The 24,068-nt window shown below is 34.0% G+C and carries 14 protein-coding genes, 1 pseudogene and 1 CRISPR repeat array; of the genes and pseudogenes, 14 read left to right on the top strand and 1 reads right to left on the bottom strand.

All coding sequences use genetic code 11. The features are described 5' to 3' along the window. Positions 1-1,783 (top strand): annotated as a pseudogene (locus RK02_RS06355) (hypothetical protein); the annotation flags it as partial. Positions 1,784-1,844: 61 nt separating this feature from the next. Here RK02_RS06355 and RK02_RS06350 read toward each other — a convergent pair. Further along, positions 1,845-2,558 (bottom strand): nuclease-related domain-containing protein, encoded by a 714-nt coding sequence (locus RK02_RS06350; RefSeq protein WP_016183428.1) that lies wholly within the window; start codon positions 2,556-2,558, stop codon positions 1,845-1,847. 552 nt (positions 2,559-3,110) lie between these two features. Here RK02_RS06350 and RK02_RS06345 point away from each other — a divergent pair. From RK02_RS06345 to cas2, 13 genes are all read left to right on the top strand, one after another. Continuing rightward, positions 3,111-5,267 (top strand): 5'-nucleotidase C-terminal domain-containing protein, encoded by a 2,157-nt coding sequence (locus RK02_RS06345; protein ID WP_245555744.1) that lies wholly within the window; start codon positions 3,111-3,113, stop codon positions 5,265-5,267. Between the two features lie 104 nt (positions 5,268-5,371). Next, a complete protein-coding gene (locus tag RK02_RS06340) occupies positions 5,372-8,272 on the top strand; it encodes an endonuclease/exonuclease/phosphatase family protein (protein WP_016183426.1) in 2,901 nt (966 codons plus the stop codon). Between the two features lie 499 nt (positions 8,273-8,771). After that, positions 8,772-10,823 carry a BglG family transcription antiterminator gene (locus tag RK02_RS06335; protein WP_016183425.1) on the top strand — a complete coding sequence of 684 codons (2,052 nt, stop codon included), beginning with the start codon at positions 8,772-8,774 and terminating at the stop codon, positions 10,821-10,823. Next, complete coding sequence (locus RK02_RS06330; RefSeq protein ID WP_016183424.1) at positions 10,823-11,104, top strand: PTS sugar transporter subunit IIB; 282 nt, start codon at positions 10,823-10,825, stop codon at positions 11,102-11,104. The genes RK02_RS06335 and RK02_RS06330 overlap by 1 nt, the downstream gene beginning before the upstream one ends. Before the next feature lie 38 nt (positions 11,105-11,142). Then, the gene (gene ulaA / locus RK02_RS06325) at positions 11,143-12,498 is read left to right on the top strand and encodes a PTS ascorbate transporter subunit IIC (RefSeq protein WP_016183423.1); all 1,356 of its coding nucleotides are present in this window, start codon (positions 11,143-11,145) and stop codon (positions 12,496-12,498) included. An 80-nt stretch (positions 12,499-12,578) separates the two neighbouring features. Continuing rightward, positions 12,579-14,573 (top strand): transketolase, encoded by a 1,995-nt coding sequence (gene tkt / locus RK02_RS06320; protein ID WP_016183422.1) that lies wholly within the window; start codon positions 12,579-12,581, stop codon positions 14,571-14,573. 635 nt (positions 14,574-15,208) lie between these two features. Then, positions 15,209-17,689: a CRISPR-associated helicase/endonuclease Cas3 gene (locus RK02_RS06315; protein ID WP_016183421.1), complete on the top strand. Its 2,481-nt coding sequence runs from the start codon at positions 15,209-15,211 to the stop codon at positions 17,687-17,689. A 197-nt stretch (positions 17,690-17,886) separates the two neighbouring features. Further along, the gene (gene cas5c, locus RK02_RS06310) at positions 17,887-18,612 is read left to right on the top strand and encodes a type I-C CRISPR-associated protein Cas5c (RefSeq protein ID WP_016183420.1); all 726 of its coding nucleotides are present in this window, start codon (positions 17,887-17,889) and stop codon (positions 18,610-18,612) included. A gap of 1 nt (position 18,613) precedes the next feature. Next, positions 18,614-20,458 (top strand): type I-C CRISPR-associated protein Cas8c/Csd1, encoded by a 1,845-nt coding sequence (gene cas8c, locus RK02_RS06305; RefSeq protein WP_016183419.1) that lies wholly within the window; start codon positions 18,614-18,616, stop codon positions 20,456-20,458. Beyond that, complete coding sequence (gene cas7c, locus RK02_RS06300) at positions 20,451-21,308, top strand: type I-C CRISPR-associated protein Cas7/Csd2 (RefSeq protein WP_016183418.1); 858 nt, start codon at positions 20,451-20,453, stop codon at positions 21,306-21,308. The genes cas8c and cas7c overlap by 8 nt, the downstream gene beginning before the upstream one ends. 1 nt (position 21,309) lies before the next feature. Continuing rightward, entirely contained in the window at positions 21,310-21,975 is a 666-nt protein-coding gene (gene cas4 / locus RK02_RS06295; RefSeq protein ID WP_016183417.1) for a CRISPR-associated protein Cas4, read from the top strand. Next, positions 21,972-23,000, top strand: coding sequence for a type I-C CRISPR-associated endonuclease Cas1c (gene cas1c / locus RK02_RS06290; RefSeq protein ID WP_016183416.1), 1,029 nt, complete (start codon positions 21,972-21,974; stop codon positions 22,998-23,000). The genes cas4 and cas1c overlap by 4 nt, the downstream gene beginning before the upstream one ends. A 15-nt stretch (positions 23,001-23,015) precedes the next feature. Further along, positions 23,016-23,309, top strand: coding sequence for a CRISPR-associated endonuclease Cas2 (gene cas2 / locus RK02_RS06285; protein ID WP_016183415.1), 294 nt, complete (start codon positions 23,016-23,018; stop codon positions 23,307-23,309). Between the two features lie 132 nt (positions 23,310-23,441). After that, a CRISPR array of direct repeats spans positions 23,442-24,005; the repeat unit is 32 nt; unit sequence GTCTCACCTTACACAGGTGAGTGGATTGAAAT. Between the last annotated feature and the right edge of the window lie 63 nt (positions 24,006-24,068).

Genomic DNA, 24,068 nt, shown 5'->3' with positions numbered 1-24,068 from the left:
TGGTACTACACCAACCAGCCCAAGTGCTGGAGACAATGGCAGCAGTACACCAACTAGCCCAAGTGCTGGAGACAATGGCAGCAGTACACCAACTACTCCAAGCGCAGGAGATAATGGCAGCAGTACACCAACTACTCCAAGTGATAAGACTGTTCCGGTTGTTTATTTAGATCCCTTTACGAATGAAGAGATAGATATTAAAAAAGATGAAAATGGCGTAGATTTACCATCATCGGTTAGTGCGGATACTAATTTTAGTAAATGGAATATAACAATTGAAGGCTATAAGTATAGTTCTTATTACATTGAAAATCCCACAACCGATAAAAAAATCGTTAAATTGTACTATCGAAAAATCATTCCTATTAAGGTACAACTAGTCGATTTTAAAACTGGTCAAGAACTCAAGACAGTAGATACACAAATTGGTAGAGGAGATTCTTTGAATTATCTATCTCAGGCTGAAAAGTCAAATATTTTTGGAGAATATCATGTTGTGCTTGATAATATAAGTAATCGAGATTTTTACAGAATGATTAATGATTCAAGTGTCGAATATAAGGTATATGTTAAATTAGATGAACAGAAAGGAAAAATTGTTATCCATTATATGGATGCACAAGATAATAATAAAGAGGTTCGTACAATAGACGAATTGACTGGCTATATAGATGACTTAATTCCAGCATATAATTTATGTCCAAGAGGATATTCTCTTGTAAATGATATTTATTCTACCAGTCAGATCCAAAGAGAAGGAATAACTGATTATTATTTTTCAGTTGTCCCAACCATTCAAAAAATTAAAATCAAATATTATGCAGTAACCACACCTGATCAAGACATTACTGGTATGCAGCCAACTTTGGAAAGAACAGTCGATTTTGATATGTCTGATAATTATTATTTAGCATATATGAATTATTTGACAGATGAAGATCGGAAAATCTATGGAAATTATACAGCCGTTGGTAATGGATCAGAACCATTTGATTGGCATAAAAACGAGTATAGTACTAAAATGATTCGAGTTCCAAAGATAACCTTTAATTTTTTAGATACTGAAGGGACTGAACTTAAGGATCCTGTTGTTTTGTCATGGTTATATCAAGGTGGTTATGGTTATTATGATTTGTCAGAATATGTACCCGAAGGATATACATTCTTAAATCCGGAAGACATATACTATCATATAACATCTAATGAAGATGTAGTGAAGGATATTTATTGTAAACCAATTATAGGAGGTACGATCCGTCAAAAATTAATTGATTTAGATATGAATTCAATCAGTACTTTTGGTGAGGATATTACTTATAAAGCTGGTGAAACTATTCCACAAGTTAGTGAGACCGCGGATACTTTTGTTGTAACCAATCAAAGTCCGATTTATGCTCCAGCCAATGATACCGTATTTCTTGTGAAAAAAGACCAGTTATTACGCCACGTTCAGTCAATTGATTTTAATGCAATTTTTGATGAAATAACTGAACGTTTAAATATTAACTTACAATATGATGCGACCAAATATACAGATAATAAGCATAACATTGTATTTCCAAGCCTTCAAAAAGTAGATTCCAATTATTATATTAATGGAAATGATGTTGCTAATGATTTTATGGAAGGATTTTATTTAACGGTGTATTCAAGAGTATATTCTTACTTTTATAGCCGTATAAAGCCACAATTGACTTCAGATTCGAAGGTATCGTATTTCTATAATATCCGCTTAGATAAAGCGTGGGGAGTATGCTTTGAGATATATTATAGAATAGATTAATACACAAAAAATAAGGGATAACAGGTTAGTACTTGTTATTCCTTAATTTTTTTGTTCACCTCTATTTTACCGTTGTTTGTTTTTTCTTCTTGATTCTTTCAATATGTGCTTCTTTGATTTTTTGTTCTGGATGCGTAAATGGCTGTAAGCTACAGGCAATCTGATTAATTTGGGTTTCTGTCAAAGTTTGTCTATTCTTATATTGAAAATGTTTGATTTTCTCCTTTAATTGCTTTCTTTTAATTACTGTAAGATTAGCTGAGGTGAGGTGGACGTTTTTTAATTCGCATTTGTTATTAAAAACAATAAAGGAATAGAGCCTTTCTTTATATTCGTTTGGCAATTGTTCTTTTAAGGCATTGAGGTGGGCAGCATTTTGCCAAATAGGATTAAAAAAGCGAAATTTTTGTTGTTTGCTAAATACTTGGGTCCAATATTTTTGCTTTTCATCCCCGTAGATCCAGCCAGCATAATTTTTAGATTCAATGACAAATAGGCCTGTTTCATTGATGAAAATCAAATCAATTTCAGTGGTAGTGTTGTCTTTACGAGGGAGATAGAGGTTGGTGAGAATATAATAAGGGCGAGCATATGATTCTAGTGTATTAAAAATGCGATATTCTCCCCAAAGACCTTTATTCAATAAGGTTTGAAAAAAGCTGTGGTGGCTGATCTTTTGATAATCTGACTGGGTAAAGCAGAAATACAGATAGCTTATCATCATTATGAGCGCAAGCAAGATTACCAGGTAAAATCTAAGCAATGGTGCTATCATTTTACATCCTCCAATGATTTATTTTAGATGAGTGCTAGTTGTTCATAAATTTTGTCTTCATTCATTGTTTTCCTCATCATCTAGTTACGTAAATTTTACTCAGCATCATTTTTTTTGATTCAATTAGCTAGAAAAATGAGCTCTTTACAATAAAATTTAGTTTTTATTACTATATTTAATAAACCAAAATACAGTTTGCTAAATAGACGCTGCTTTATGTTTGGTGAGATAAAAACGTTTTTTTATTATAGGTTAAATGGCTATTATTGCTAAACGGTTTGCTATGTAGAGAAGTCATTGTTATTCTGTGTGAATCCTTCACTTTATCGTTCAGTTCTTCTCATGAAAATACGAAAGTTATAATTATTGAAAGCGCTTGTAAAGTTGATTTTGATTGATTATAATCATAATTGTAGCTATTATTAAAACAAGAATATTTTTATTGCTGTAAACGAGTGATAAAGAGGATGAAAGGTGGGTAGGATTTGTTTTCAGGTGCCAGCTGATGGATTTGGCTCATATTTAGAGTGAGGAGTGTGTTATATTTTGAAAATGAAAAAATTGGTCAATACGCTATTACTTACAACGGCTGTTTTAGCTTGTGGTGGGGTAACGACTGTATTAGCAGATGAGGCTAAGACAGTGCCTGTACAAATTTTAGGAGTGAATGACTTCCATGGTGCATTGAGTACAACAGGTAGTTACTATGGTCCAACCGGAAAAATTGCTAATGCTGGTGGGGCAGCTTTATTAGCTAGTCAATTAAATAAAATGCAAAATGACTTCGTAACTGCGCATCCGACTGGTCAGACTTTACGAGTATCAGCCGGGGATATGGTTGGTGCGAGTCCAGCAAACTCTGGCTTATTACAAGATGAACCAACGATTAAAGCTTTTAACGCGATGAATTTTACAGTAGGAACACTTGGAAACCATGAATTCGATGAAGGCCTAGCTGAGTTTAATCGTATTTTACTAGGACAAGCACCTGCTAGTGATAGTAACTTTTTAGATATTGTAAAAACCTATCCTCGTGAAGCATCTAAATTAGATTTAGTGGTAGCAAATATCCAGGATGCTTCAGGCAAGATTCCATTTGGTTGGAAACCATATACGGTCAAAACATTAGCGGATGGCCAAGGTAATGAAGTGAAGGTTGGCTTTATTGGGGTAGTCACTACAGAAATTCCTGATTTAGTCTTAAAGAAAAATTGGCAAGATTATACCTTCTTAGATGAAGCTCAAACGATTGCTACGTATGAAAAAGAATTACGTGAAAATCAAAAGGTTAATGCGATTGTAGTTTTAGCACACGTTCCAAGCGTACAAAGTGGGGAGACGACAACTGGCGGCGTAGCAGATATGCTAGCTAAATTAGCTCAAATTGATCCTGAAAATACAGTCGATGCGGTCTTTGCTGGACATAACCACGTTTATACTAATGGGGTTAATGGCAAAACACGGGTGGTTCAATCAACTTCTCAAGGGAAAGGGGTTGCCCAAGTCACTGGTGAAATCGACGTAGCGACACAAGACTTTGTGAAGGTTCCAGATGGAGATGTCCAACCAGTTATTGCTGCTAATGGTATTACACCAGATGCTAGTGTGGAGGCAATCGTTAAAGATGCGGATGCACGTATTGCTGAGGAACAAAACAAAGTGATTGGTCATACTTCAGCTAAAGGCAATATTTCTCGTGAGGTTGCTGCTGAGGCACCACGCGAATCTGTTTTAGGTAATTTAATCACAGACGGCCAACGTGTCATGGCTAAAGAAGCCGGACAAGAAGTTGACTTTGCTATGACCAATAATGGTGGGATTCGTGCCGATTTATTGGTTAACGAAAATGGTGATATTACTTGGGGAGCAGCGCAAGCCGTCCAACCATTTGGTAATATTTTACAAGTAGTTGAAATGACTGGTAGCCAAATCAAGAAGGTTTTAGAAGAACAATATGATGATGCCAAATACTTCTTACAGGTTTCTGGTTTAAGCTATACTTTCTATGCAAATCCAGATACAGCCTCTGAACAAAAATACCTAGTGGATAAGATTACCAAAGAAGATGGTAGTGCCGTTGAAATGAATCAAACCTATAAAGTAGTGATTAACGACTTCTTATATGGTGGCGGGGATGGCTTCAAAGGATTTACTGAAGCTAAACTAATTGGTGCGATTGATCCAGATACTGAAACCTTTGTCAACTATATCCAAAAAGCATCTGCTAATGGTGATTTAGCCGTGCCTACATTAGGTCGTAAAGTCAAGGTTGATGGACCAGCGCAAGTTGAACCAACAGCTGGTGCTTTATATCGTCTATATAATCCAAATAGTGGGGAACACTTCTTTACGCTAAGTGCAGGTGAAAAGAGTCACCTAGTAAAACTTGGCTGGCATGATGAAAAGATTGCTTGGAATGTTCCAAATAATGGTGATGAAGTGTATCGTTTGTACAATCCAAACAGTGGCGACCATCACTACACAGTTTCAGCATTAGAACGTGATCATTTAACTAAGCTAGGCTGGAAGTTTGAAGGAGTGGCTTGGCATTCAGCAACTAAGGATAATGGTGTAGCGGTTTATCGCTTATACAATCGTTTTGCTAAAGGTGCTGGCTCACATCACTTTACTATAAGTCAAGCAGAATATAACCACTTACAAGGCATTGGTTGGTCTGCCGAAAACATTGCTTTCTATGCAGCAAAATAAACATACCACTGATTTAATTTAGTCAAAATAGTCACATTGTTCGTCTGGTAGCAAATAAACTACCAGACGAACTCATCTATAAACGAATACAAAGGAGAGCGACGATGAGTAAAACCAATAAACGTTTCATGTCCCTAGCTATTAGTGCAGTCTTAGTATCCCCGGTATTTTTAAGTAGTGTTCCTCCAATGATTTATGCGCAAGAAAATGTAAGCGTAACCAATGAACAACAAATCTTAACAACTTCCCAAGTAAAACAGTTAACAAATGGAACGGTGGTCACCTTACAAGGTGTGGTGGTCAATACACCTGGTGTTTGGGGTGGTACGGGCTTTTATATCCAAGATGCGCAAGGTGGATTGTATGTCTATCCTGCAAGGAATTCAGTGGTTAATGTCGTGCCTGGCGATGAAATCAAGATTACCGGTACATTAGGTGAGTATAACGGTGAAAAGCAACTGGGTGGTAGTGTCACAATTGAAGTGATTGCTAAAGAAAAGACGATTCAAGCTACTGCACTTAATAGTGTTGCTAACCTCCAAGCTAGTGATACGGGAAGCTATCTTAAATTAACGACCATGCAGGTAGCAAATAAAACTGAGGTTACAAGCGAAGCTAATGGCTCTAAACGACTGGAATTCGACGTTATTGATACGAATCAACGTTCTTTACACGTCTATTTAAATAGTCGTACAGGTATTGATGTTGAACAAGTCAGTCAAGCGTTACAAAATAATGATCTAATTGACCTTAGTGGGATTTTAGCCTATTATCGCGGTCTGCAGCTGAAGCCTTTTGAACAAAATTTCTTTACAGTTATCAAAAAAGCTGAGGATAATACCACGCCAGTCACACCAGTTGCCGAGACATTAAAGATTGGTCAAATTCAAGGGATGCAGCATCGTTCGCCTTACGAAGGTAAAAAGGTGACTATTGAGGATGTTGTAGTAACGGCCGTGGATGGTACTAGTCGTTTTTACATTCAGGATTTACAGCCAGATGATGATGCTAAAACTTCAGATGGATTGAATGTTTATTTTAAAAACCATCAAGTAAAGGTTGGGGATAAGCTAACTCTTACCGGTGAAGTTGTAGAATTTTTGGGTGCTGGTTATGCAGAGAAACAAGATACTGATTTAACAATTACCCAATTAAAGGCAGAACAGCTACAAAAAGTAGGGCAAGCAGCTACACCCGCACCGATTGTCTTGGGGGTAGATCGTAAAGTTCCTGATAAAGTGATTGAAAATGATGGTTTTAGTGAGTTTGATCCTAATGAGGATGCTTTAGATTTTTGGGAATCGGTCGAAGGCATGCAAGTGGCGGTAAATGATGCCAAAATTTTAGGCCCACAAAAAAATGGAGAGTTGTATGTCTTACCAAAAGAAAGTCAAGATGTTTTAAATCAATCTGGTGGCTTATTATTAGATGAAGATTATAATCCACAATTAATCGTTTTAGCCACAGGTGATAAAAAATTACGTGCTAAAGCCAATGATCGAGTGATTGGTCAAGTCGCAGGTCCAGTCACCTACTCTTATGGAATGTACAAAATTTATTTACCAAAAGGGAGTGTAACCATTCAAGATGGCCAGCTTGCGCGTGAAAGTTCTACTATTCAGCCGGCAGCAGACAAGCTAACCATCGCTTCTTATAACATCGAAAACTTTTCAGCCAATCAAAGCACCACTAGTGATGAAAAGGTTCAGCGGATTGCGCAGTCGTTCGTCAGTGATTTACATGCACCAGATCTGATTAATTTACTAGAAATGCAAGATAATGATGGTCAAGAGGATAGTGGCAATGTCGATGCTAGTTTGAGTGCGAAACGCTTAATTGATAAAATCAAAGAGCTTGGCGGACCAGAGTATCAATATATTGATATTGCTCCCGAAAATAATCAAGACGGCGGTGCACCTGGCGCTAATATTCGCGTAGGCTTTTTATACAATCCTGAGCGTGTAAGTTTTATGAAGGTCCAAGCAATCGGTAAAGATAATCCAATTTTTGCGAATACGCGCAAATCCTTAGCTGGCTTCTTTAAATTTAACGATCAAGAAATTTTGTTGGTTGGTAATCACTTAAACTCTAAGCGTGGGGATCAACCATTATATGGAAAGAATCAACCTGCTGTTTTGGGTTCAGAAGTCCAACGTCATGAATTAGCCAAGGCAATTGCGGCTTTTGTTGACGAACAAATCAAAGCTAATTCACATTTAAACGTAGTGATGACAGGGGATTTCAATGATTTTGAATTTAGTCAAACCTTACAAATTTTAGAAGGCAATCAATTAACGAATTTAGTAAAAAATCACCCAGCAGCTGATCGATATTCTTACTTTTATCAAGGAAACAGCCAAACACTGGATCATCTATTGGTATCTAACCGATTAGTTTCCAAAGCAAAATTTGATATGGTGCATATCAATGCGATGTTTATGCAAGAAGATGGACGAGCTTCTGACCATGATCCGGTTATTGTTCAGCTAAGCTTTGATCCACAAACCCCAGTAATTCCAACTATTCCAGACGATACGCCTAAAAATCCTGATCCAAATCCAGGAGAAGAACCTGTTCAGCCGATAGAAACTAAGACGCTGTTGTCGCGTTTGTATAATCCAAATAATGGTGCTCATTTCTTTACGGCAAATAGCGCTGAAGCAGCATATCTAGAAGGATTAGGCTGGCGCTTAGAATCTCAGACAGCTGTTTTACCACAACAATCTGATCAACCAGTTTATCGTCTTTACAACCCAAACTCGGGCGATCATCACTATACCATGGCTAAAGCGGAAGTTAATCATCTAGTGAAAGTTGGCTGGCAAGCAGAAGGGGTTGCTTGGTATTCAGCAGACAAGACTTCTGGTAAACCAGTCTATCGCTTATATAATCCAAATGCTAAGGTAGGTACGCACCATCTAACAGCTAGCCTTGCTGAGCGAAACCATTTGCTTTCATTAGGCTGGCAAGCAGAAGGAATCAGCTATTACCAGATGGAAGGATAGAAGAGAAAAATAGGAAATGTGCCAATTTTTTATCAGATAACAGATAAAATGTAATTTCACAATAACATACTGTTTGAAGTAATGTTTTTTTCGGACAGTATGTTTTTTATAGCCATCTAAAAGTAAAATTTAGAAAATAAAAATCTGAAGCTAAAATGCTGGCTTCAGATTTTTTTAGTATTTTTAATCTAGATTTTCGCTGTTAGAAGCGATAACTATTGATAAAATTATTAATAGATAGTCATTAATATTATGATAAACTTTTACTATTAAAACACTATCATAATAATACTGCGCACTCATACGTATGAATGAAATGAAATGCGTATAAAAGAATAGTTTTTGAAAATACTATTTTTGTTTATTAAATTTTTCTTGATCTCATCGTATTTTTGCAGAGTTCGGTCTATTGATTTACAAAAGTGCTTCTTAAATATGTGCTCAAGTATAAGAAAACGGATACATTTTGTGTTGTATATTTTATGTGGGGGATGAAAAAATGATTAATCAGAAATTAAATTTCCTTATGGCTGAAGAGAATTTAGCGATACCTTTATCCAAGGCTTTACGATTAACCTCAATGACCAACATTGAATTGGTAAATGAAATTCAAAAAGTTAATGAACTAGCTTATCAATTTTCATTACCAGAAATCAAGCTAAATAGTCGAGTAATTGATATTCCTAATCAGATACAAAAAAATTGGTTGAATATACTTTTTGCCGAAAAAGAACAAGAGATTGTGTATTCAGAGAAGGAAAGACAAGAGATTATTTTTCTATTGGTTTTTATGGAAAATGATTATTATTCAGTATTTCATTTTCAGGAATTTCTTCATGTAAGTAAAAATACAATATTAAATGATTTGCGTAAAATACGCGAGCAAATAGAGTTGTATCACGTTCGTATGGTTTATTCAAGAAAGCAAGGTTTTGTCCTAAAAGGAAGTGAGGAAAACATACGATTACTTGCTTACAAATTTTTATCCAATATTTTAATGTCTAAACAAGGAACAAGGCTGATTACGAAGGCTTATTTTACAGAATCGTATAGCTATTATCAATCGATTCGTCAACGATTATTTGAAACAATAGAGTTATATAATTTATCTGTTGTTCCTAGTAGATTAGATGAAATGGTCTATTACGTGGCATTTTTGTTGAAACGGATTTTGAAGTATTCTGTGAAGGTCAAAAAAGTCGATCAAAAATTGCTAAGCTCTTTAACGTCATATCAAGCAAGTGTACACTTTTTGGCATCATTTACGCAGTTGAAAGATCAACAAATGGAATCTTATTATTTTACAATTATCATTATGACAATTTTGCAAGGGGAAATTCGAGATAACGCATTAGAATTTTTATTAAATTGTGCAAGTCAGATGATTCATGAAGTCGAGCGTTTAACTGCTATAGAGTTTCAAAATTATCGAAAGTTACTTTTGGATTTGTTCTATCATTTAGTACCAGCCTATTTTAGAATTCGTTTTGGCTTTTTCATTGAGAATGTCTTGGTTGATGAAATAAAAGTTCAATATGAAGAAATGTTTGAAATTACCCATATTGCACTTCATCCATTGAAGTTATTGATTCAAGAAAACATTCCAGAAACAGAAATTGCCTATTTTACCATTTTATTTGGTGGAGCAATTAGTAATGAGAAAGAACGAAAAAAAGCTAATCATTTAAAAGCGTTAATTCTTTGTCCTAATGGAATTAGTTCATCATTAATCATGAAATCTGAACTCCAGGAATTGTTTCCTCAAATTGATTTTATTGAGGCGAAATCTATCGAAAGTTATTATTCAAATGGCGAGATGCAAGACGTTGATATGATTTTTTCTAGTATTCCAATTCAAACAGAGAAAAAGTTATATATTATCCATCCAATTATGACGCATATTGAAAAAAGTGTTTTGTTACGGACAGTACAAAAAGATTTCATTTTTCCAAAAGTTTTTCTGCCAACGGTTAATGAAATTGTCGATGCTATTTTACCGTATGTAGACATAAAAAAAGGAATGACAAAAGAAAAAATTTATCACTATGTACAAAATAAGTTGGTAAAAGATATGAAAAGAAAGGTAGATGATAGACCAATGTTGTCAGAACTATTAACTAAGGAGTATATTCGGATATCAGATGAGAAAATGGATTGGCAGACAGCTATTCGTCAGGCTGCAAAACCATTATTAGATCATGAAAAAATAGAAGAGTCATATATTCAGGCGATGATTAAAAAGGTCCAAGATTATGGTGCGTTTATCCATATAGGAAAAGGGATTGCTTTACCACATGCTCGTCCTGAAGATGGTGTCAATAAAATTGGTATAAGTTTACTGAAAGTGACGCAACCAATTTGTTTGTTAGATGATCCTGCCCATGAAGTTCAACTGTTTATCTGTTTAGCGGCTGTTGATAATGAAACGCATCTCAGAGCATTATCTAGTTTGACGAAAATTTTGTCTAATAAAGAGTATTTAAATCAGCTTTTACAAGCGCAAACAATTGAAGAAATTTTAAATATAATTGAAAAAGGAGAGAACGAATAATGAAATTTGCAGCAGTTTGTGGATCTGGTCTAGGTTCAAGTTTTATGGTTGAAATGAATATTAATTCTGTGTTAAGTGATCTTGGAGTTACAGATGTGGAGGTTGCACATTATGATTTAGGTAGTGCTGCGCCAGAATTAGCTGATGTCTTTTTTGTAGGTAGTGATTTGGCTGATAGTGCCAATCACTTAGGAGAAGTAGTTGTTTTGGATAGTATTATTGATTTAGATGAATTAAAAGAAAAGGTTACAAAAGTTTGTAAAGAAAAAGGATTATTATAGCGAGAGATTTTATAGAAAATCTATGGGAGGATATTTTTATGAAAAGTATTTTGGATATATTCATTGATATTGCAAGTACGCCAGCAATTTTAGTTGCGTTAATTGCTATTTTGGGAAATATTTTACAGAAAAAAGATACGGCTACAACTGTTAAGGGTGGAATCAAAACTTTTGTTGGCTTTTTAGTAGTCACAGCTGGTGCTGGTGTAATTGAAAAATCATTAGCGCCTTTTGGTGAAATGTTCAAAGTTGCTTTTAACATGCAAGGAGTAGTTCCAAATAATGAGGCGATTGTAGCGTTAGCACTAACTAAATTTGGGACGTATACTGCGTTGATCATGCTTGCAGGAATGGCGTTCAATATTTTAATCGCTCGCTTTACTCGTTATAAATACATTTATCTTACTGGACATGCTACTTTGTATATGGCGTGTATGATAGCAGTAATTTTGAGTGTAACAGGCATGCAAACATGGATGCTGGTTTTATTTGGCGGTTTAGCATTGGGGATTTCAAATACTATTTTTCCGGCTGTTGCTCAACCATTTACACGCCAAATCACTAAAAATGATTCAGTTGCTTTAGGTCATACGGGTGACTTTGGTTATGCGTTAAGTGGGTTAATTGGAAAATATGTAGGAGATAAAACAAAGTCTACTGAGGATATTAAGTTTCCAAAAGGATTAAGTTTTTTAAGAGATTCTACAGTAAGTATTACTTTAACGATGTCGGTGGTTTATATTATCGTAGCATTGTTTGCTGGTAGTAGCTATGTAACAAAAAATTTAAGTGGTGGAACGAATTATATTATTTATTCTATTCAACAAGCAGGTTCATTTGCAGCAGGTGTGTTTGTTATTTTAGCAGGTGTACGTTTAATTTTGGCTGAGATTGTACCAGCATTTAAAGGAATCTCTGAAAAGTTGGTACCAAATTCTATTCCAGCTTTAGATTGTCCTATTGTATTTCCCTATGCTCCAAATGCAGTTTTAATTGGTTTTCTAACTAGCTTTTTAGGTGGAATTGTTAGTTTGATTATTATGGTATTTGCAGGTACAACAGTTATTATTCCTGGTGTGGTTCCGCATTTCTTCTGTGGCGCTACAGCCGGTGTCTATGGTAATGCAACAGGTGGTGTTCGCGGAGCCGTTGTAGGATCATTTATTCACGGAGTCATTATCAGTTTCATGCCGATATTATTGATGCCAGTAATGGGAGGCTTAGGATTCCAAGGCTCTACTTTCTCTGATACCGACTATGGAGTTACAGGAATATTTTTAGGTAATTTGGCAAATATGGGTGGACAAATTGCTGTGATATCTGGAATTTTAGCTGTACTACTTATTTTAGTTCTTTTAACGATTTTTCAAAAAAAGAAAGTAAGTAAAGCATAAACTATGCTCAGGCATAAATAAATTTTAGGTCGAAGAAATGAATCCTTCGACCTAAAACTTTTAAATTAGGAGGCATATCGATGTTTGACACAATTGATCAATTGGGCGTAAATACCTTACGTACCTTAAGTATGGATGCAATTCAAAAGGCTAATTCAGGTCACCCTGGTTTACCAATGGGGGCTGCACCGATGGCTTATGCTCTATGGACCAAGCATTTAAAAATTAACCCAACGACTTCACGTAACTGGGTTGACCGCGACCGCTTTATCCTATCGGCAGGTCATGGTTCTGCATTACTATATAGTTTATTACACTGTGCCGGATATCAAGTAACGATTGAGGATTTAAAAAATTTCCGTCAATGGGAAAGTAAAACTCCTGGACATCCTGAAGTTCATCATACTGATGGGGTTGAAGCCACTACTGGACCATTAGGACAAGGTGTTGCCATGGCTGTAGGGATGGCGATGGCTGAAGCCCATTTAGCCGCTAAATATAATCGTGAAGGCTTCGGTATCATGAATCATTATACTTATGCTTTATGTGGTGATGGTGATTTAATGGAGGGTGTGTCTCAAGAAGCTTGTTCAATGGCTGGACATATGAAATTAGGTAAATTAATCGTACTATATGATTCAAATGATATTTCATTAGATGGTCCAACTAGCAAAGCCTTTACTGAAAATGTTGGTCAGCGCTTTGAAGCGTATGGCTGGCAACATATTTTAGTTGAAGATGGCAATGATTTAGCCGCTATTTCACAAGCTATTGAAGACGCAAAAGCTAATTTAGCTCAACCAACTTTGATTGAAGTGAAAACGATTATTGGTTTCGGCGCACCAAAACAAGGCACTTCTGCGGTTCATGGTGCACCATTAGGCCAAGAAGGCATTCAAGCAGCCAAACAAGCTTACGGCTGGGAATATCCTGAATTTACCGTACCTAGTGAAGTACAAGCTCGTTTCCATGAAGCGATTGTGGAAAAAGGTCAACAAGCAGAAGGTAAATGGAATGAATTATTTGCCCAATACGAAGCAGCCTATCCAGCATTAGCCAATGAATTCAAGCAAGCCTTTGCTGGCGAGTTACCTGCCGATTGGGATCAAGCCTTGCCACATTATGAAGTGGGTAGTGCGCAGGCTAGTCGTGTATCAAGTAAAGAAATGATCCAAGCTTTATCTAAAGCAATTCCAAGCTTATGGGGAGGTTCGGCCGATTTATCTGCTTCTAACAACACCATGGTAGCAGCAGAAAAAGATTTTGAACCAGGTCAATACGAAGGACGCAATATCTGGTTTGGTGTGCGTGAATTTGCGATGGCCGCTGCGATGAATGGGATTCAATTACATGGGGGTACGAAGATTTATGGAGGCACCTTCTTTGTATTCGTGGATTACTTACGCCCAGCTATTCGTTTAGCCGCCATCCAAAAAGCACCGGTTATCTACGTATTAACACATGATTCAGTGGCAGTAGGGGAAGACGGCCCAACCCATGAACCAATTGAACAATTATCTAGCCTACGTAGCATGCCAAACCTACAAGTGATTCGTCCGGCTGATGGGAATGAAACACGGGCAGCTTGGAAACTAGCCTTAACCTCTAAAGAAACGCCAACTGTTTTAGTGTTAAGTCGTCAAAACTTACCAGTTATTGAAGGAACAAAAGAATTTGCGGACGAAAATGTAGCCAAAGGTGCGTATGTTATTTCTGCTCAAAAAGGGGAAAAACCTGAAGGCATCTTAATCGCAACTGGTTCAGAGGTTTACCTAGCTGTGCAAGCCCAAAAAGCTTTAGCTGAAGAAGGCATCGATGTTTCGGTTGTTTCTATGCCAAGTATGGAACGATTTGAACAACAAAGCGCTGAATATAAAGATAGCGTCTTACCACGTGGTGTGAAAAAACGTGTCGCTATCGAAGCCGGTTCATCCTTTGGTTGGCAAAAATATGTAAAATGTAAAGGGAAAACCATTACGATTGATAGCTTTGGTGCTTCTGCTCCTAGCGATAAGGTCTTAGCTTCATTTGGCTTTACTGTGGAGCATGTAGTGGATGTGTATAAATCAATCTAATAATCACGAGTCATTAACCGTTCAAAGAGCATTCTAATCATAATGATAGGATGCTCTTTTTGTCTTAAAGGAATAAAATGAGCAGTTGGATTATAGTATTTTATCTGTTGATTGGGAATAGCTAATTTTTTTAGAATAAATGTGGATTAGTGAGATTAAATAAAAATAGCGTATTTTAATTTATGAACCAGCTTATTTTATTACTTAATTACCAGTGTTTAGTTAAAAAATTTATGATATTTAGTGTTAATCATATTGTAAGTAGTAGTATAATCATTTTTTTTTGATAAAAATACTGCACAAATTGATAGCGCTTTCTACAAAATCATAGCTTATTATGATAAAATATATTTAATAAACAAAGGTGTTATTAATGAAGAAATATTGATTAAGATTCTGCTTTTTGAAATCATAGAATATAACATATATAGTTTTATCTACATAGTATTTTGTAATGTTTAGTATATCAGTAGTATAACCTTATTAATTATTTGATATAAGAAATTGAGATTACTGTAGTTAAGGGTTTAAAAAATTTTGAGAATTTTAAATAGGAATGTTGACAATTTTTGGTCTGAGACATATTATTTCATTGTACTATTTAAATATATTTGACGTATTGAGGTGAAAAGCATATGCTTGTCGAAGAAGTAATTGCGCATATTGATGGTGAGAAAAAGCAACAACTCGTTCTGCATTTATTGAATGTAGCTAATAATGCTGCAGCTAATGCTAAAGATTTGCAACAAAATAATGTTTTATTTCTGTTGGGGTTATTTCATGATTTAGGTAAAGCAAGTCGAAAGTTTCAAGATAAATTATTGAATCATCCTAATAATCATGTAGATCATAGCACTGCAGGGGCATACTATTTGTTTAATCAGATTGATTTAGAAATATCTGATAAACAAATGTTTCAAAAATTATTATTTGAAGAAATTTGTGCATATGTGATTAGTTCTCATCATGGATTATACGATATTCCTTTTAAAGATAAATCTAATAGCTCAGAATATCATTACAGCCATTTACATAGACGAATGAAGGAATATATTACGGCGAATCAGGCTATTTACGAAGAAGATATTTTGCCGTTTGTAAATTATTTGGATAAACAATTAAGCGAAAAAACTATTTATGATAGTATTTCACAGTTAATCAAACAAGCTTTTGATGATTTTTTGCTTCTACTTTCTAAAATTGATTCAATCATGATAAATACTAGAAGTAAAGAATTTTCTGAATATGTTTTTTATTGTGGGTTACTTGAAAGACTTTATTCATCTTATCTGAAAAATGCAGATATTTTGGATACGATTAATGCATACGGAATACAACTTATGCCAATGGAAGAAGATAAGAAGAATCAATTAAAAGAACTATATGTAAAACAAATTGAGAATCTTTATGAAAAATATAAAAATCCTATTTCACCAATTAACCAAGTTCGAACTGAATTAGCTGAGATAATTTTGTCTAGAGGGAAAAATGATTCAACTGGGATTTATCGTTTGAATCTACCTACCGGGGCTGGAAAAACAAAGCTTAGCATGCGTTATGCGTTTCATCAGATGAAAAATCAGAAAAATCGTTTTATTTATATCACGCCTTTTTTGTCTGTTTTGGAGCAAAATGCTTTAGAAATCAAGAAAATCATTAAAGGAGAAGATAAGCTTGATGAAGATGACTTTATGTTTGGGATAATCGAGCATCATTCGAATATGATTGATGAAATCGTAGAAGATGAAGACGATAAAGAGGTTCTTTATCGAGCATATTTACAGGATACTTGGGATACAAATGTAGTGAATTCGACAATGGTTCAGTTTTTTCAAACACTTTTTAAAGTACAAGCCAGTTGTGTTAGAAGATTTGCCAATTTAGCTAATGCAGTCATTATATTGGATGAAGTACAATCATTGCCTCTGTCAGTCACTTCTCTTTTAAATTTATCGTTAAATTTTTTGAAAAGCGTAATGGGAACAACTGTTATTTTATGTACAGCTACACAACCAAAATATGATTTAGATTCTTTAGAACATCGTTTAGCATATGGTGATTATTATGGAAATAACACTGATTTAATTCAAATGAATAACCATCAAAGCGCGATGTTTGAGCGTACAACGAGTTATAAAATAAATGAAGTATTGTCTCAGACAGAATCTATGTTTACTAGTTTGGATGAACTAGCAGAGTTTGTTATTAAACACAGTGAGAAATCTATTTTGATTATTTTAAATACTAAAAAAGCAGTCAGCCAATTATACGAAAAAATAGTGTCACTGGTTGAAGATAATCCAGTTTATCATTTATCTACAAGTATGTGTCCAAAGCATCGATTAGATATTATTGAAAGTATAAAAAGTAGATTAAAAATTCAAGAACCTGTAATTTGTGTTAGTACGCAATTGATCGAGGCTGGGGTAGATATTGATTTTCAAATGGTCATTCGTTCCTATGCAGGAATAGATTCGATTGTTCAAGCTGCTGGAAGATGTAATCGTGAAGGAAATTATGAAAGTGGAGAGGTTTATTTAGTTAATTTACCTACTAAGGAAGAGAATCTTACTTGGTTACCTGATTTACTGAAAAAAAAGGAGACTACTACAGAAATATTAAGACCACTAGCTAACCCTATTTCGTTATCTAATTTAAATGATCAATTTTTTGAAAAATATTTTAATGGTAGTGTTTCTACTGATTTTGATTATCCATTAGGACAAGATAAAGCCACTGTTTTTGATTTACTATCGGCTACGATGGTTGGAAAAAATTTATTATATCAATCTTTTAAAACGGCAAGTGAACGCTTTAACTTAATTCAGAATGATACAGTGGGGTTAATTGTTTATTATCAAGAATCAAAAGAGTTACTACAACAACTTTTTGCTGTCATTGATCAATATGAAGCAACCTATGATTCCAGCTTATATACAGGGATAAAAAAGTTACTTAGAAAATTGCAACCCTATACTATTAATGTGTATCAAAATAGTCATTTGATTGAACAAACTTCAAAATATTTAACTCAATCTATACTTGTCCTACCAGAAAATTATTATAGTCAAGATAGGGGAATTGTTGTTGATGATGCTGTTGATATTATTCTTTAAAATAGAAAAACTGCATCCATTAATTAATAGATACAGCTTAACTAATTTAAATAGAACAATTTTTCAATCCGCATAGATTATCTATGAACAATTTTATTATATCTAAATTATGCCTACTTTACAAAGAGAATATTTGTTGTTAAAAGTAAGAAATATTCTCTTTGTAAATATAAAATTATTTTTAGGAGGTGGTAAATGTGGAACAATCGAAATATTTTTATGCACGAATTTCAGGAGACTATGCTCTTTTTACGAATCCGTCTACAAAAGGTGGTGGGGAAAAAGTTTCATTTTCTGTGCCTACGAGACAAGCATTGAAGGGGATTGTCGATGCCATTTATTATAAACCAACCATTATTAATGTTATCGATGAAGTAAAGATCATTAATGAAATTCAAACAGAGACAATTGGCACACGTGCATTGTTAAACAATATGAGTGCAGATTTAAACTATGTTTCATATTTACGCGATGTTGAATATCTAGTGAAATTTCATTTTATTTGGAATGAGCGAAGAGCAGATTTAATAAAGGATAGAAACATGAATAAACATGAAGCAATTATGGAACGGGCTATTAAAAAAGGTGGTAGAAGAGATATTTTTCTGGGAACACGCGAATGTGTTGGGTTAGTTAGTCATCTTACTTCGAAAGAATATCAACAAACGCCAAGTAGATATGATGGACAGACTATTTCATTAGGAATAATGTTCCATTCTTTTAAATATCCAACTGACGCTGCAGAAAAATTAATCAGTTATTACACAGATACTGTTATGAAAAATGGAATTATTACCTTTAAAAATCAAAATGAATGTGAAATAGTCAATGAGTTATCTACCTATGCATTTAAACCAGCAATCTCTATAAAGAATGTTGATTTAGAATATGATGAATATAATCAGATGTTTGGGGGTGAATAAAATGGATTTTTTTACATCTTTGCTACATTCGTATGATTATGCATTAGAAAATAATTTAGTTGATTTGCATGAAGGAAATTCGACTATTTTACTACCACTTTATCATACAAGTTTACGTTCTAATGGGAAAAATATTATCAGTGTACTACTTGATAAACAAGGTGATTTTTTGTCTGCTAAATTTCTAGAAGAAGATGAGATAATTATTTTCCCAGTAACTCAGGATTCTATTGCTCGCTCAGGAAAGTATCCACCAAGTCATCCAATAGTGGATAAATTAAGCTATATAACAACTGAAAATGAGAAATTACATGAAATGTATATAGAAAGCTTTACTTCTTTGCTACAAGGAATTACTGACGGTGAAGTAAACGAATTTTTGGTAGCTATAAAAAAATTTATTGATCAGGCTAATTTTTACGAAAAGATTGAAAAATATATTTTTGAAAATGAAGAGAAAAAAATTGATATTGCCAATACATTTTTAACTTTTTCAATCAGTAATTTTATTTCGGGTAAGACGGTTTCTGTTACCAATTACGTGAATTTGCATCGTCAATATATCGAATATGTCGAAAATTTGGACCTACCAAGAGGTATATGCAATATTAGTGGCGAAGAACAGCAGCTTACGAGTAAACATAGAGGTTTGTTAGGAAATGCTAAATTAATTTCAGTAAGTAATAATAAAGAAACTTATCAAGGAAGATTTAGTAAAGGAGAAGATATTATTTCGATTGGTTATAGGACATCGGAAAAAATCCACTTAATGCTTAAATTTTTACTTGAAAATAAAAATACTAATGTACGATTAAGAGAACAGCAGTATCTTGTGAACTGGTTTAGTGATGATTTAGCTAATGATAGTGAGATTGATTTTATTAATCCATCTACATTTAATCTTTCAGGTATACCAACATTTTTACAAGTTTCTAATAATGTAAAATTAGCAACTGAGGATAATAAATTAATCGGAAAATCATTTCTTAAAGGTGAACAACAATTTTCGGATGGTTCAAAATATTACGTAGCAATTATCGATAAAGCAAGCAATGGTAGAATTTCGTTAAAATATTTTAGAGAACTCAGTATCTCGCAACTTTATCGTAATTTGCAGAAATGGCAGTTTAATTATAAGTGGGAATATTTTGATCAAAAAGCTAAAAAAATGGTTGGTACTATTCCTTCGATGGGGCAAATGATTTTAGCTGCGTATGGAATAGAAAGTAATCAAAAATTGGAATTAAGTAATGATAAATTTTTTAAGGATCAATTTCAGAAAATGATTATGGCTTTAATAGATGGTCAGAAAATCCCTATAAACATTGAAAAAGCCTTAGAACAAAATGTAAAACAACGATTAAAATATGAGGAAAAGTGGTATACAGTACTGTATACGGCATTGGCTATATTTCACAATCGGAATGAGGAGGATTTGAAACGTATGTTAGATGAAAATAATACCAATCGCTCGTATTTATTTGGGCGCTTATTAGCCGTTTTTGAACGAATTGAAGATGCTACTTATACTTCTGGAAAAGATGGAACAAAAAGAGTAACCAATGCTCAAAAATTCTGGACTTCTTATTCAAATAAACCAGCTACTTATATGCAAACCTTACTTGAGAAAACCCAGTATTATGAACAAACATTATCTAATAGTCATTATGGGTTAGCACAAAAATTAAAGAAAGAAAAAGAAAAAATCATTACAGCAATTCATGATCATTATATAGATAGCAAAGAATTGAATCAACCGTTAGATTATCATTTTATTTTTGGTTATTACGCAGAAACTAATTACATTTTTACAAAACATGAAAGTGAGGAAACACAAAATGATTAATAAGAAAGTAGATTTTATTGCACTAGTAGAAGTTTCAAATGCTAATCCAAATGGCGATCCATTAGCAGGAAATATGCCACGCACAGATGCCAATGGTTATGGATTGATTAGTGACGTTGCAATTAAACGAAAAATTCGCAATCGCATGCAAGATATGGGATATCCAATCTTTGTTCAATCTAGAGATCGTATCGAAGATGATGTCAAGTCTTTACAAGCAAGATTTGAAAAAGAATTTAACAGTAAAGATACTGATGAAACAATTACTAAAGGTTCAAATGAAAAATGGTTAGATGTGCGTTCATTTGGTCAAGTAATTACTTTCTTAAAAAAATCAATTGGAATAAGAGGACCTATTTCAATAAGTATTGCAAAATCATTATTACCAATTACTTCAACAACAATGCAAATTACACGTAGTACAAATGGTATGGAAGCTAAAAATGATTCTGGTCGTTCATCAGATACTATGGGTACAAAACATTTTGTTGATCATGCGGTTTATGTTATTTATGGATCTGTTAACGCCTATTTTGCTGAAAAAACAGGATTTAGTGATGAAGATTTAGCAGTTGTTAAAGAATGTTTATTAACATTATTTGAAAATGATGCTTCCTCAGCACGTCCTGAAGGGTCAATGGCTATTCGCGATGTATTCTGGTTTACTCATGGTTCCAAGTTGGGTACAGTTTCTAGCGCGAAAATTAGAGATTTATTACAATGGCAAGAACCGCAAGTTGAGGTTAATCGTTTGGTTTCTTATAGCGATTACCATATTCAATTAGATCAAGAAAAAGTAGCCGAGTATGAAGCACAAGGATTAACTGTAGAATATTTATCAGGTAAGTAAGATGGATGAAGATGACTATCTGATGCTCTCTGGGATTCAACATTTTTATTTCTGCAAAAGACAGTGGGGATTAATTCACTTAGAACAGCAATGGGAAGAAAATGCAGCGACTATGCAAGGGCAATTTTTACACGAAAAGGCAGATAATCCTTACCTTAAAGAAAAGCGAAAAGATAAGTTTATTTCACGAGCGATTCATGTTTCTTCTAAAAGGTTGGGATTAAGTGGCATACTAGATGTTGTTGAGTTTTATAAAGATGCTTATGGAATATCGGTCAAAGGAAAGAAAGGACTTTGGCAACCTTGTATTGTTGAGTATAAAAAAGGTAAAAAGAAACGTGATAATCGAGATATTGTACAATTAGTTGCTGAAGTTATATGCTTAGAAGAGACTTTAAATACCAAAATTGACCATAGTTATTTGTATTATTTTGAATCAAAAGACAAATTAAAAATTGAAATAACTAAAGAATTAAGAAATGAAGTAATGATTATGGCTGAACAAATGCATAGTTATTATGATAATAAAGTGTTACCCAAAGCTGAATATTTCAAAAACTGTTCCTTGTGTTCTTTAAAAGATATTTGTTTACCACGAATCAATAAAAAGCCGCGAAATGTTGAAAATTATATTGATGAAAAGATATATGGAGATGAAGTATTATGAGAAAGCTTTTAAATACACTATATCTAACTCAAGAAAATCATTATCTATCACGAAATCGTGAAAATTTAGTAGTAAAATTAGATGGCAATGAAATAGCACGCTTTCCACATACGATTCTTGAGCAAGTAGTCTGTTTTTCATATATCGGAATATCTCCATCTGCTATGCAACTATGTATGGAAAATAATATTCACGTTTCTTTTATTTCGAAAAACGGGCAATATTGTGGTAGTGTATTAGGTAAAACAAATGGAAATGTTCTTTTAAGAAGAGAACAATATAGAATTGCTGATAATGAACTCAGGTCAATGGATTATGCAAGAAGACAAATTTTATCTAAAGTGTCTAATTCTCGCAAGTATGTACTTAAGTTTAAAAAAGATCACAAAACGAAAATTGATATAGAAAAATTTGAATCCCTAGATGGTGAATTATCCAAGTTAATTAAACTAATCAAAAATACGTTGGATAAAGATACGTTACGTGGATTGGAAGGTACTGCAGCAAATTTATATTTTAGTTTGTTCAAAGATCTAAATTTATCTGGAAATTCATCATTTGACTTTATTTCAAGAACTAAGCGGCCTCCAATGGACTGTGTCAACGCAATGCTTTCATTTGGTTATTCACTATTAACTAGAGAATGTTCTGCTGCTTTAGAAACTGTTGGATTAGATTGTTATGTTGGTTTTTTTCATACAGATCGCCCAGGAAGAGAAAGTTTATCATTGGATTTAGTGGAAGAATTTCGTAGTTATTTGGTTGATAGATTTGTCTTTTCTTTAATTAATTTGAAACAAGTTTCAGAAAAAGATTTTGAATTCAAAGAAAATGGGAGTGTATTATTAAACGATAGAGGTAGAAAGGTATTCTTGAAAAAATGGAAGGAAAAGAAAGACAAGTTGATCTTACATCCGTACATTGATGAAAAAGTAAAGATAGGTCTATTGCCGTATGTTCAAGCGCAACTACTTGCTAAAACAATTCGTGGCGACCTTAAAGAATATCCACCTTTTCTTATATAGTTGGGTGATGTTAAAATGATGGTATTAATTACTTACGATGTAAATACTGAAGATAGGCATGGACGAAAACGATTAAGAAAAGTTGCAGAATTATGTGTAGATTATGGACAAAGAGTTCAAAATTCTGTTTTCGAATGTTCGTTGACTCCTGCTGAATATGTGGAAATTAAAGAAAAATTGTTTGAAATAATTGATAAATCAACAGATAGTATCCGATTTTATAATTTGGGAAAAAATTGGCAACACAGGGTTGAAAAAATGGGGTTTGATGATACCTATGATCCAGATAAGGATTTGTTGATTTTTTGATTTGAGCGAACCTATAGTGCACATAAAAACATGTATAGGTTCGCCCAAAATTTGTTGTTTATTTGAATGTTTTAGCACTTTTTGTAATAATTTTTTATTCAAAAAATGGTATAAACTGTGCTGTATCGCGCAGTCTCACCTTACACAGGTGAGTGGATTGAAATAATAATATCTGTTACTTTGTCAAAATCGACATAAACGTCTCACCTTACACAGGTGAGTGGATTGAAATTAATTATAGTTCGATAAGTTAACTTGTCTTGACTAAGTCTCACCTTACACAGGTGAGTGGATTGAAATCATAATTAAATCTCCTTTTTCTCGCTTTTTTAAGTCTCACCTTACACAGGTGAGTGGATTGAAATAATGATGAATTGTTTATTCCTAGCAATGAAACTGTCTCACCTTACACAGGTGAGTGGATTGAAATAACTCGGTACGAATTGGAACAATGGCTCTAATGCGTCTCACCTTACACAGGTGAGTGGATTGAAATTAAATCTAGTAGTGCATAAGTGCTTGCTACTGATCGTCTCACCTTACACAGGTGAGTGGATTGAAATCACAAGCTGTGTTTGATGTGAGTGGCACGTTAAAGTCTCACCTTACACAGGTGAGTGGATTGAAATAATACGCTTATTGACCGTATTAATTGCGTTACTCAGTCTCACCTTACACAGGTGAGTGGATTGAAATTATTTATCTCTTGCTTACATTTATATTATATAGTGTCTCACCTTACACAGGTGAGTGGATTGA

Source organism: Enterococcus columbae DSM 7374 = ATCC 51263 (genome assembly GCF_000406925.1).
Classification (GTDB): Bacteria; Bacillota; Bacilli; order Lactobacillales; family Enterococcaceae; genus Enterococcus_E; species Enterococcus_E columbae.
This window is presented reverse-complemented; position numbering and strand designations above follow the sequence as displayed.

Bases quoted from the DNA above. Each gene is read 5' to 3' on its own strand.
- RK02_RS06350 (WP_016183428.1), bottom strand. From the start codon at position 2,558: ATGATAGCACCATTGCTTAGATTTTACCTGGTAATCTTGCTTGCGCTC.
- RK02_RS06345 (WP_245555744.1), top strand. From the start codon at position 3,111: ATGAAAAAATTGGTCAATACGCTATTACTTACAACGGCTGTTTTAGCT.
- RK02_RS06340 (WP_016183426.1), top strand. From the start codon at position 5,372: ATGAGTAAAACCAATAAACGTTTCATGTCCCTAGCTATTAGTGCAGTC.
- RK02_RS06335 (WP_016183425.1), top strand. From the start codon at position 8,772: ATGATTAATCAGAAATTAAATTTCCTTATGGCTGAAGAGAATTTAGCG.
- RK02_RS06330 (WP_016183424.1), top strand. From the start codon at position 10,823: ATGAAATTTGCAGCAGTTTGTGGATCTGGTCTAGGTTCAAGTTTTATG.
- ulaA (WP_016183423.1), top strand. From the start codon at position 11,143: ATGAAAAGTATTTTGGATATATTCATTGATATTGCAAGTACGCCAGCA.
- tkt (WP_016183422.1), top strand. From the start codon at position 12,579: ATGTTTGACACAATTGATCAATTGGGCGTAAATACCTTACGTACCTTA.
- RK02_RS06315 (WP_016183421.1), top strand. From the start codon at position 15,209: ATGCTTGTCGAAGAAGTAATTGCGCATATTGATGGTGAGAAAAAGCAA.
- cas8c (WP_016183419.1), top strand. From the start codon at position 18,614: ATGGATTTTTTTACATCTTTGCTACATTCGTATGATTATGCATTAGAA.
- cas7c (WP_016183418.1), top strand. From the start codon at position 20,451: ATGATTAATAAGAAAGTAGATTTTATTGCACTAGTAGAAGTTTCAAAT.
- cas4 (WP_016183417.1), top strand. From the start codon at position 21,310: ATGGATGAAGATGACTATCTGATGCTCTCTGGGATTCAACATTTTTAT.
- cas1c (WP_016183416.1), top strand. From the start codon at position 21,972: ATGAGAAAGCTTTTAAATACACTATATCTAACTCAAGAAAATCATTAT.
- cas2 (WP_016183415.1), top strand. From the start codon at position 23,016: ATGATGGTATTAATTACTTACGATGTAAATACTGAAGATAGGCATGGA.